Annotated in this window: 6 protein-coding genes; 2 read left to right on the top strand and 4 right to left on the bottom strand. The window is 52.8% G+C overall.

What is annotated here, in order from left to right; all coding sequences use genetic code 11:
* Positions 1–69 precede the first annotated feature (69 nt).
* The 4 genes from MJO57_RS06445 to MJO57_RS06430 form a co-directional block, all read right to left on the bottom strand.
* Positions 70–444: a hypothetical protein gene (locus MJO57_RS06445; RefSeq protein ID WP_252023842.1), complete on the bottom strand. Its 375-nt coding sequence runs from the start codon at positions 442–444 to the stop codon at positions 70–72.
* Positions 398–2,830, bottom strand: coding sequence for a lipopolysaccharide assembly protein LapB (locus tag MJO57_RS06440; protein ID WP_252023840.1), 2,433 nt, complete (start codon positions 2,828–2,830; stop codon positions 398–400). The genes MJO57_RS06445 and MJO57_RS06440 overlap by 47 nt, the downstream gene beginning before the upstream one ends.
* A 196-nt stretch (positions 2,831–3,026) precedes the next feature.
* Positions 3,027–5,636, bottom strand: a complete 2,610-nt coding sequence (locus MJO57_RS06435; protein WP_252023838.1) for a lipopolysaccharide assembly protein LapB — start codon at positions 5,634–5,636, stop codon at positions 3,027–3,029.
* A gap of 39 nt (positions 5,637–5,675) precedes the next feature.
* Positions 5,676–7,919 (bottom strand): lipopolysaccharide assembly protein LapB, encoded by a 2,244-nt coding sequence (locus tag MJO57_RS06430; RefSeq protein ID WP_252023836.1) that lies wholly within the window; start codon positions 7,917–7,919, stop codon positions 5,676–5,678.
* A 303-nt stretch (positions 7,920–8,222) separates the two neighbouring features.
* On the opposite strand from MJO57_RS06430, the gene MJO57_RS06425 reads away from it, so the two are divergent.
* Positions 8,223–8,516 carry a hypothetical protein gene (locus MJO57_RS06425; RefSeq protein ID WP_252023834.1) on the top strand — a complete coding sequence of 98 codons (294 nt, stop codon included), beginning with the start codon at positions 8,223–8,225 and terminating at the stop codon, positions 8,514–8,516.
* Positions 8,476–11,250 (top strand): lipopolysaccharide assembly protein LapB, encoded by a 2,775-nt coding sequence (locus tag MJO57_RS06420; protein ID WP_252023832.1) that lies wholly within the window; start codon positions 8,476–8,478, stop codon positions 11,248–11,250. The genes MJO57_RS06425 and MJO57_RS06420 overlap by 41 nt, the downstream gene beginning before the upstream one ends.
* The last annotated feature ends 95 nt before the right edge of the window (positions 11,251–11,345 follow it).

The following is an 11,345-nucleotide window of genomic DNA, read 5'->3' as shown; positions in this document are numbered from 1 at the left end:
CTTAACATGACAACCCTTAGCGAGTTTGGTTCCATCATCAATCAGATAATGGAACAGCTGGCAAAATCGTTAAGCGGGACTCAGGATGTTTAACTTTTTCAGCGCCCGCTGTTCTGTTTTCCTCCAGGGATCGGTTTTCTCCTTTAATACTCTTGAAGGGTCTAAACAGGATGCTTGCCGAAAAAGCGAGCGCCATTCACTTGCAGCTTTTCGCTGCATTCTCACGATGTGCGCTTTTTGCGACAACAATTGTGCCCGCTTTTCACTGGTGGCAGGAAGTTGCATGGCCTCATCCACATCATTGAAGGCTTGATCGAGTAATATACTCTCTTCCGAACCGTCGTCAGCAACACGTTTGCAATAAATCATGAAACGATGGATTGACTGGATAAGTGCTTTATCTACACCGTTGGTAATATTCTCCGATATAACTATCAAATTCATTGGTTCCACAGTGTAAAATGCCTAATGTCAGCCTGTAACGGTCTTTTTGCATATCAACCAACGTGTTATCGCAAAGGCATTGTTGGAGCAGACGCCGGGCTTTATCAATCTTACCCATCGTCCACCAGAGACGGGCCAGCGCGAGGTTCGTCTCATGGTTCTTGCAGGCTCTGCCCGCTTCCAGGTCACCCGCCTTCGCGGATTCCTGCCTGAACATGGTGACCAGCAGATGTTCGGCTTTATCGAGCTTGCCCATAATCGCCCAGAGAAGGGCAAGCCCCAGATTCGTCTCATGATTCTTGCAAGCACTGCCTGCTTCCGGTTCGCAGCCCTTCACCGACTCCTGCCTGAACGTGGCGATCAGCAAACGTTCGGCTTTATGTAGCTTACCCATCATCTGCCAGAGGCGGATCAGCCCAAGATTCGTCTCATGGTTCTGGCATGCCCCGCCTTCTTCCAGGTCATCCGCCTGCGCTGATTCCTGCCGGAACGTGACGATCAGCAGACCTTCGGCTTGATCGAGCTTACCCATCATCTGCCAGTGACGGGACAGAGCGAGATTGGTCTCATGGTTCTGGCAGGGTCTGTCTTCTTCCAGATCACACTCCTTTGCCGATTCTTGCCTGAACGTGGCAATCAGCAGACTTTCGGCTTTGTCGTGCTTACCCATTATCTGCCAGTGACGAGCCAGAGCGAGATTGGTCTCATGGTGCTTGCAGGGCCTGCCTTCATCCAGGTCACCCACCTGCGCCGATTCCTGCCGGAACGTGGCGATAAGCAGGCGTTCGGCGTTATCGTGCTTACCCATCATCTGCCAGTGACGAGCCAGAGCGAGATTGGTCTCATGGTGCTTGCAGGGCCTGCCTTCATCCAGGTCACCCACCTTCGCCGATTCCTGCCGGAACGTGGCGATCAGCAGGCGTTCGGCGTTATCGTGCTTACCCATCATCTGCCAGAGACGGGCCAGCGTGACATTCGTATCATGGTACTTACAGGCCTTGCCTGATTCCAGATCGCCAGGCTGCACCGACTCCTGTCTGCACGTAGCGATCAGCAGGTGTTCGGCCTTATCGAGCTTACCCATCACCTGCCAGAGACGGGACAGCCCCAGATTCGTCTCATGGTTCTTGCAGGCTCTGCCTGCTTCCAGGTCGCCCACCTGTACCGATTCCTGCCGGAACGTGGCGATCAGCAGACTTTCGGCTTTATCGTGCTTAGCCATTATCGCCCAGTGACGAGCCAGAGTGAGATTGGTCTCATGGTACTTGCAAGCCCTGCCTGCTTCCAGATCACCCGCCTTAACCGATTCCTGCCGGAACATGGCGATCAACAGACTTTCGGCTTTATCGTGCTTACCCGTTATCTGCCAGTGACGAGCCAGAGCGAGATTGGTCTCATGGTGCTTGCAGGACCTACCTTCATCCAGGTCACCCACTTTCGCCGATTCCTGCCGGAAAGTAGCGATCAGCAGGCGTTCGACGTTATCGTGCTTACCCATCATCTGCCAGTGACGGGCCAGCGTGATATTCGTATCATGGTTCTTGCAGGCCCTGCCTGCTTCCAGATCCCCCGCTTTAACCGATTCCTGCCGGAACGTGGCGATCAGCAGGCGTTCGGCGTTATCGTGCTTACCCATCATCTGCCAGTGACAGGCCAGCGTGAGATTCGTATCATGGTTCTTGCAGGCCCTGCCTGCTTCCGGATCGCACACCTCCGCCGATTCCTGCCTGAACGTAGAGATTAAAAGACGTTCAGCTTTATCGAGCTTACCCATCATCTGCCAGAGACGGGCCAGAGCGATATTTGTATCATGGTTCTTGCAGGCCCTGCCTGCTTCCGGATTGCACACCTTTGCGGACTCCTGCCTGAACGTAGAGATTAAAAGACGTTCAGCTTTATCGAGCTTACCCGTCATCTGCCAGAGACGAGCCAGCGTGATATTCGTATCATGGTGCCTGCAGGCCCTGCCTTTTTCCGAATCGCCTGCTTCCTTCTCAACAATCTGCTTCAGCAGATCTTCTGCCTCTTGATAACGTTTTAGTGCTTCCAGAATCCTGGACTTTGTCAGCAAGGTGGTGGTCTGGACAAAAGCCGGTAATTGATTTAATACATCCAGTGCCTCTCCGGCCTTCCCGGGCTGGTGATAAAGTGCCCGGGCAAGACCATTGACCTTACGTTCATTCTGGTTTTGAGTCGTCGGTTTGATTGCCTTAAACACCTTAGCCGCTGAGTCCCACTGCTTTTTCCTGAGTAAGTCAAACCCCTGAGTAAGAAGCTCCTCTGTATTTCCTGTCGTTGTTACCGCTCTTGTTACGGCAGATTGATAACCGTTCCGGGCAGGATTTTGTCTTAACCCCCGGGTACCAGCAGAAGTTACTGGCCTCACTGCCGCTCCCGGAGATCCAGACACAGCCGCAGCCCCGCTAGCACCTCCCCTTCCACCAGCGGGAGGCGAGCTATAGATCGGCCCGGAGGAATCTTTATAGGTGGTAGAATAAGCAGTTGTGTTCATGTCTTGACATGACAATCCTTAGCGAGTTTGGTTCCATCATCAATCCGATAATGGAACAGCTGGCAAATCGTTAAGCGGGACTCGGGATGTTTAACTTTTCCAGCGCACACTGTTCTTTTTTCCTCCAGGGCTCTGTTTTTTCTTTTAATACTCTTGAAGGGTCTAAACAGGATGCTTGCCGAAAAAGCCATTGCCATTCGCTTTCAGCCTTTTTCTGCATTCTCATGATATGCGCTTTTTGCGACAACAATTGTGCCCGCTTTTCACTAGTGGACGGAAGTTGCATAGCCTCCTCCACGTAATTGAAGGCCTGATCGAGTAAAACAGGCTCTTCAGAATCGTTTTTGCCGACACGCTCACAATAAATCATGAATCGATGGATTGACTGGGTGAGCGCCTTATCGACACCGTTGGTGATAGCACCAATACACCTATCAAATTCATTGGTCCCACAATGTAAAATGCTTAATGCCAGCCTGTAACGGTCTTTTTGCATATCAACCAACGTATGATCGGACAGGCATTGTTGGAGCAGACGTTGGGCGTTATCGACCTTACCCATTATCTGCCAGAGACGGGCCAGCGTAAGATTTGTTTCATGGTTCTTGCAAGCCCTGCCTGCTTCCAGGTCGCCCGCCTCCGCTGATTCCTGCCTGAATGTGGCAATCAGCAGACATTCGACTTTTTTGAGCTTACCCATCAGCTCCCAGTGACGGGCCAGCGTGAGATTCGTCTCATGGTTCTGACAGGCCCTACCGTCTTCCAGGTCGCCGGCCTTTACCGATTCCTGCCTGAATGTGGCGATCAGCAAATGTTCGGCTTTATCGAGCTTACCCATTATCTCCCAGTGACGGGCCAGTGTGAGATTCGTCTCATGGTTCTGGCAAGCCCTGCCTTCTTCCAGGTCACCCGCGTTTGTTGATTCCTGCCTGAACATAGCAAACAGCAGGCGTTCGGCTTTATCGAGCAGACCCATCATCTGCCAGAGGCGGGCCAGTCCAAGATTCGTCTCATGGTTCTGGCAGGGCCTGCCTGCTTCCAGGTCGTCTGCCTGTGCAGATTCCTGCCTGTACATATTGATTAGCAGGCACTCGGCTTTATCAAGCTTACCCATCATCTGCCAGAGACGAGCCAGCCCAAGATTCGTCTCATGGTTCTGGCAGGTTTTGCCTGCTTCCGGGTAGCCCCCCTGCGCCGATTCCTGCCTGAACGTGGCGATCAGCAGACGCTCGGCACAATTGAGCTTGCCCATCATCTGCCAGAGACGGGCCAACCCAAGATTCGTCTCATGGTGCTTGCAGGCCCTGCCTTTTTCCAGGTCGGCTGCCATAAACGATTCCTGCCTGAAGGTGGCTATCAGCAGGTGTTCGGCTTTAGCAAGTTTACCCATCATCTCCCACAGAAAGACTAGCCCCAGATTCGTCTCATGATTCCTGCAGGCCTTGCCTGCTTCCAGATCACGCGCCTGCACCGATTCCCGCCTAAAGGTGGCGATCAGCAGGCGTTCAGCCTTATCAAGCTTACCCATCATCTGCCAGAGGCGAGCCAGCGTGAGATTCGTACCATGGTGCTTACAGGCCCGGCCTGCTTCCAGGTCATCTGCCTTCGCCGATTCCTGCCGGAAGGTGGCGATCAGCAGGCGTTCAGCTTTATCAAGCTTACCCATCATCTCCCAGTGACGGGCCAGCGTGAGATTCGTCTCACGGTTCTGACAGGCACTGCCTTCTTCCAGGTCACCCGCCTTGGCTGATTCCTGCCTGAACATAGCGATCAACAAGCGTTCGGCTTGATGCAGTTTACCCATCATCTGCCAGAGGCGGGCCAGACCAAGATTCGTCTCATGGTTCTGGCAGGCGCCGCCTGCTTCCGGGTCCTCAGCCTGCCTTGATTCCTGCCTGAACATGGCCATCAGCAGGCATTCGGCTTTATTGAGTTTACCCATTATCTCCCAGTGACGTGCCAGCACCAGATTTGTATCATGGAACTTGCATGTCCTGCCTGCTTCCAGGTCACCCGCCTGCGCCGATTCCTGCCTGAACGTAGCGATCAGCAGGCACTCGGCCTGATCGTGTTTACCTATTATCTGCCAGAGGCGGGCCAGCAAAAGATTGGCACTGTGGTGCTTGCAGGCCCAGCCTCTTTCTGGGTCGCCCGCTTCCTTTTTAACAATCTGCTTTAGCAGATTTTCTGCCTCTTGATAACGTTCCAATGTTTCCAGAATCCTGGACTTTGTCAGCAGGGTGCCGGTCTGGACAGAAGCCGGTAGTTGATTCAATAAATTCAGTGCCTCTGCAGCCTTTCCGGGCTGCTGATACAGTGCCCGGGCAAGACCATTGGCTTTACGTTCATTCTGTTTTTTAGTGTTCGGTTTGATCGCCTGAAACACCTTAACCGCTGAGTTCCACTGCCTTTTACTGAGTAATTCAAACCCCTGAGCAAAAAGCTCCTCTATATCCCCTGTCGTTTTTACTGCTCTTGTTACGGCAGATTGATAAGAACCCCGGGCAGGATTTTGTCTTAACCCCGGGGTGCCAGCAGAGTTTACCGGCTTCACTGTCGCTCCCGGAGCGCCTGACACAATTGCAGCCCAGCTAACACCTCCTGTTCCGCCAACGGGAGGTGAGCTATAGATTGGCCGGGAGGAGTCTGTATCGATGGTAGAGTAGGCAGTTGTGTTCATGTCTTAACATGACAACCCTTAGCGAGTTTGGTTCCATCATCAATCAGATAATGTAACGGGACTCAGGATGTGTAACGTTTCCAGCGCCCGCTGCTCCGTTTCCCTCCAGGGGTCGGTTTTCTCTTTTAATACTCTTGAAGGGTCTAAACAGGATGCTTGCTGAAAAAGCGTGCGCCATTCACTTTCAGCTTTTCTCTGCATTCTCATGATGTGCGCTTTTTGCGACAACAATTGTGCCCGCTTTTCACTGGTGGCAGGAAGTTGCATAGCCTCATCCACATCATTGAAGGCCTGATCGAGTAATATACTCTCTTGCGAACCGTCGTCAGCAACACGTTCGCAATAAATCATGAAACGATGGATTGACTGGATAAGTGCTTTATCTACACCGTTGGTAATATTTCCGATATAACTATCAAATTCATTGGTCCCACAGTGTAAAATGCCTAATGCCAGCCTGTAACGGTCTTTTTGCATATCGACCAACGTATTATCGCAAAGGCATTGTTGGAGCAGACCCCGGGCTTTATCAAACTTGCCCATTATCTGCCAGTTACGGGCCAGAGCGAGATTTGTCTCATGGTTCTGGCAGGGTCTGTCTTCTTCCAGATCACACGCCTTTGCCGATTCTTGCCTGAACGTGGCAATCAGCAGACGTTCAGCATTATCATGCTTACCCATTATCTGCCATTGACGAGCCAGTGCGAGATTGGTCTCATGGTGCTGGCAGGGCCTGCCTTCATCCAGGTCACCCACCTGCGCCGATTCCTGCCGGAACGTGGCGATCAGCAGACGTTCGGCTTTATCGTGGATACCCGTTATCTGCCAGTGACGAGACAGAGCGAGATTTGTCTCATGGTGCTTGCAGGACCTGCCTTCATCCAGATCACCCAGCTGCGCCGATTCCTGCCGGAACGTGGCGATCAGGAGGCGTTCTGCGTTATCGTGCTTACCCATCATCTGCCAGTGACGGGCCAGCGTGAGATTCGTATCATGGTATTTGCAGGCCCTGCCTGCCTCCAGATCAACCACCTTAACCGATTCCTGCCGGAAGGTGGCGATCAGCAGACTTTCGGTTTTATCGTGCTTACCCATTATCTGCCATTGACGAGCCAGTGCGAGATTGGTCTCATGGTGCTTACAGGACCTGCCTTCATCCAGGTCACCTACCTTCGCCGATTCCTGCCGGAACGTGGCGATCAGCAGGCGTTCGGCTTTATCGAGCTTACCCATCATTTGCCAGAGACGGGCCAATCCCAGATTCGTCTTATGATGCTTGCAGGCCTTGCCTTTTTCCAGATCGTCCGCATTCACCGATTCCTGCCGGAACGTGGCGATCAGCAGGCGTTCGGCTTGATCGAGCTTACCCATCATCTGCCAGTGACGGGCCAGGGTAAGATTTGTATCTTGATTCTTACAGGCCCCGCCTGCTTCCAGGTCGTCTGCCTTCGCCGATTCCTGCCTGAACGTGGCGATCAGCAGGCGTTCGGCATTATCGTGCTTACCCATCATCTGCCAGTGACGGGCCAGCGTGAGATTCGTATCATTGTACTTGCAGGCCATGCCTGCTTCGGGATCGCACACCTTCGCCGATTCCTGCCTGAACGTAGCGATTAAAAGACGTTCAGCTTTATCGAGCTTACCCATCATCTGCCAGAGACGGGCCAGCGCGATATTTGTATCATGGTACTTGCAGGCCCTGCCTGCTTCCGGATCGCACACCTTCGCCGACTCCTGCCTGAACGTAGAGATTAAAAGACGTTCAGCTTTATCGAGCTTACCCATCCTCTGCCAGAGACGGGCCAGCGTGATATTGGTATTATGGTGCTTGCAGGGCCTGCCTTTTTCAGGGTCGCCCGCTTCCTTTTTAACAATTTGCTTTAGCAGATTTTCTGCCTCTTGATAACGTTCCAGTGTTTCCAGAATCCTGGACTTTGTCAGCAGGGTGCTGGTCTGGACAGAAGCCGGTAGTTGATTCAATAAATTCAGTGCCTGTTTAGCCTTTCCGGGCTGGGGACAAAGTGCCCGGGCAAGACCAGTGGCTTTACGTTCATTCTGTTCTTGAGTCTCTGGTTTGATCGCCTGAAACACGTTAACCGCTGAGTTCCAATGCCTTTTCCTGAGTAAGTCAAACCCCTGAAAAAAAAGCTTCTCTGTATTTTCTGTCGTTTTTACCGCTCTTGTTACGGCAGATTGATGAGAACCACGGGCAGGATTTTGTCTTAACCCACGGGTGCCAGCAGAAGTCACCGGCCTGACTGCCGCCCCCGGAGACCCTGACACAACTGCAGCCCAGCTAGCACCTCCTCTTCTGCCAGCGGGAGGTGAGCTATGGATTGGCCCGACGGAGTTTTTGCAGATGGTAGAGTTAGCAGTGGTGTTCATGTCTTGAATGACAACCCTTAGCGAGTTTGGTTCCATCATCAATCAAACAATGGAACGTGCCCAAACGCAGATCGGCATTGACAACACAGAATAAGCCATCATTTTGAGTCCATTGTGTGTTCGCGATGAACACGGTATGACAGCAGTTCCATTATCTGATTGATGATGGAACCAAACTCGCTAAGGGTTGTCATTCAAGACATGAACGCGACTGCTTCCTCTACCATTGGTAAAGGCTCATCCGGGCCAGTCTACAGCTCACCTCCCGTTGGCGGAAGAGGAGGCCTTAGCTGGGCTGCGATTGTGTCAGGCTCTCCGGGAGCGACAGTGAGGCCGGTGACTTCTGTGGGTACCCGTGGGTTAAGACAAAATCCTGCCCGGAGTTCTAATCAATCTGCCGCAACAAGGGCGGTAACAACGACAGGAAATGCAGAGGTGCTTCTTTCTCAGGGGTTTGACTTACTCAGGAAAAAAGCAGTGGGACTCAGCGGTTAAGGTGTTTAAGACGATCAAACCGGAGACTCAAGAACAGAATGAACGTAAAGTCAATGGTCTTGCCCGGGCACTTTACCACCAGCCCGGAAAGGCCGGTGAGGCACTGGATGTATTAAATCAACTATCGGCTTCTGTCCAGACCGATACCCTGATGACAAAGTGCAGGATTCTGCAAGCACTGGAACGTTATCAAGAGGCAGAAGATCTGTTGAAGCAGATTGTTAAGAAGGAAGCGGGTAACCCGGAAAAAGGCAGGACCTGCAAGCAGCGGCGTGAGGCAAATCTCATGCTGGCGCGCCTCTGGGAAATGCTGGGTAAGCTCGATCAAGCCGAACGCCTGCTGATCATCATGTTCCGGCAGGAATCGACGACGGCAGGTGACCTGGAAGCAGGCAGGGCCTGCAAGCACCATGATGTGAATCTCACGCTGCCTCGTCTCTGGCAGATGATGGGTAAACTCGATAAGGCCGAACGTTTGCTGATTGCCACGTTCAAGCAGGAATCGGCAAAGACGGGCGACCCGGAAGCAGGCGGGGCCTGCAAGAACCATGATACGAATCTCACACTGGCCCGCCACTGGCAGATGATGGGTAAGTTTGATAAAGCCGAACGCTTGCTGATCGCTACCTTCAGGCAGGAATCGCTGCAGCCGGGTGATCTGGAAGCAGGCAGAGCCTGCAAGAACCATGATACGAATCTGGGGCTGGCCCGTCTTTGGCAGATGATGGGTAAGTTCGATAAGGCCGAACGCTTGCTGATCGCCACCTTCAGGCAGGAATCAGTGCAGCCGGGTGACCTGGAAGCAGGCAAGGCCTGCAAGCACCATGAGACGAATCTTGGGCTGGCCCGCTACTGGCAGATGATGGGAAAGCTCGACATAGCGGAACGCCTGCTGATTGCCATGTTCAGGCAGGAATCAGCCAGGGCGGGTGACCTGGAAGCAGACAGGGCCTGCAAGAACCATGAAACGAATCACGCGCTGGCCCGTCACTGGCAGATGACGGGTAAGCACAATAACGCCGAACGCCTGCTGATCGCCACGTTCAGGCAGGAATCGGTGAAGGCAGGTGACCTGGAAGCAGGCAAGGCCTGCAAGCACCATGAGACGAATCTTGGGCTGGCACGTCTCTGGCAGATGATGGTTAAGTTCGATAAAGCCGAACGCCTGCTGCTCGCTACGTTCAGGCAGGAATCGGTGAAGGCAGGTGACCTGGAAGCAGGCAGGGCCTGCAAGCACCATGAGACGAATCTTGGGCTGGCACGTCTCTGGCAGATGATGGTTAAGTTCGATAAAGCCGAACGCCTGCTGATCGCCACGTTCAGGCAGGAATCGGTGCAGGTGGGTGACCTTGATGAAGGCAGGCCCTGCCAGCACCATGAGACAAATCTCGCTCTGGCTCGTCACTGGCAGATAATGGGTAAGCACGATAACGCCGAACGTCTGCTGATTGCCACGTTCAGGCAAGAATCGGCAAAGGCGTGTGATCTGGAAGGAGGCAGACCCTGCCAGAACCATGAGACAAATCTCGCTCTGGCCCGTCACTGGCAGATCATGGGTAAGCTCGATAAAGCCGAACGCCTGCTGATCGCCACGTTCAGACAGGAATCGGCGAAGGCAGACGACCTGGAAGCAGGCGGGGCCTGTAAGAATCACGATACGAATCTTACCCTGGCCCGTCACTGGCAGATGATGGGTAAGCTCAATCAAGCCGAACGCCTGCTGATCGCTGCGTTCAGGCAGGAATCGGTGAACGCGGGCGACCTGGAAGAAGGCAAGGCCTGCAAGCATCATAAGACGAATCTGGGATTGGCCCGTCTCTGGGAAATGATGGGTAAGCTCGATCAAGCCGAACGCCTGCTGATCGCCACGTTCCGGCAGGAATCGGCGACGGCAGGCGACCTGGAAGCAGGCAAAGCGTGCAAGAACCATGAGACGAATCTCACACTGGCCCACCACTGGGGGATAATGGGTAAGCTCGATAAAGCCGAACATTTGCTGATCGCCACATTCAGGCAGGAATCGGTGAAGGCGGACGACCTGGAAGGCGGTAGGGCCTGTCAGGACCATGAGACGAATCTCACGCTGGCCCGTCACTGGGAGCTGATGGGTAAGCTCAAAAAAGTTGAATGTCTGCTGATTGCCACGTTCAGGCAGGAATCAGCGGAGGCGGGCGACCTAGAAGAAGGCAGGGCTTCCAAGAACCATGAAACAAATCTTACACTGGCCTGTCTCTGGCAGATAATGGGTAAGGTCGGTAAAGCCCAACGTTTGCTCCAGCAATGCCTGGCCGATAATACGTTGGTTGATGTTCAAAAAGACCGTTACAAGCTGACATTATGCATTCTACACTCCGGGACCAATAAATTTGACACCTTTATTGGTGATATCACCAACGGTGTAGATAAGGCACTGACCCAGTCAATCCATCGATTCAGGATATATTGCCAACGTGTCAGCGAGAATGATTTGGAAGAACCGATACTCCTGGATCAAGCCCTCAATTATGTGGAGGAGGCAATTCAACTTCCTTCCTCTAGTGAAAAGCGGGCACAATTGTTGTCGCAAAAAGCACACATCATGAGAATGCAGAAAAAGGCTGAAAGCGAATGGCGATCGCTTTTTCGGCAAGCATCCTGTCTAGACCCTTCAAGAGTATTAAAAGAAAAAACCGAGCCCTGGAGGAAAATAGAGCAGCGGGCGCTGGAAAAGTTACACATTCTGTGTCCCCCCTAATGATGTCAAAAGCCGATTCGCAGTGAACACAGTATGACCACTGTTCCAATATCTGATTGATTATGGAACCAAACTCGCTAAGGGTTGTCATGTCA

The sequence above is a fragment of the Endozoicomonas sp. SCSIO W0465 genome (assembly GCF_023716865.1).
Taxonomy (GTDB): domain Bacteria; phylum Pseudomonadota; class Gammaproteobacteria; order Pseudomonadales; family Endozoicomonadaceae; genus Endozoicomonas.
Note: the sequence above shows the minus strand (reverse complement) of the source record. Positions and strands in the feature narration are given on the sequence as shown.

Bases quoted from the DNA above. Each gene is read 5' to 3' on its own strand.
- MJO57_RS06445 (WP_252023842.1), bottom strand. From the start codon at position 444: ATGAATTTGATAGTTATATCGGAGAATATTACCAACGGTGTAGATAAA.
- MJO57_RS06435 (WP_252023838.1), bottom strand. From the start codon at position 5,636: ATGAACACAACTGCCTACTCTACCATCGATACAGACTCCTCCCGGCCA.
- MJO57_RS06425 (WP_252023834.1), top strand. From the start codon at position 8,223: ATGAACGCGACTGCTTCCTCTACCATTGGTAAAGGCTCATCCGGGCCA.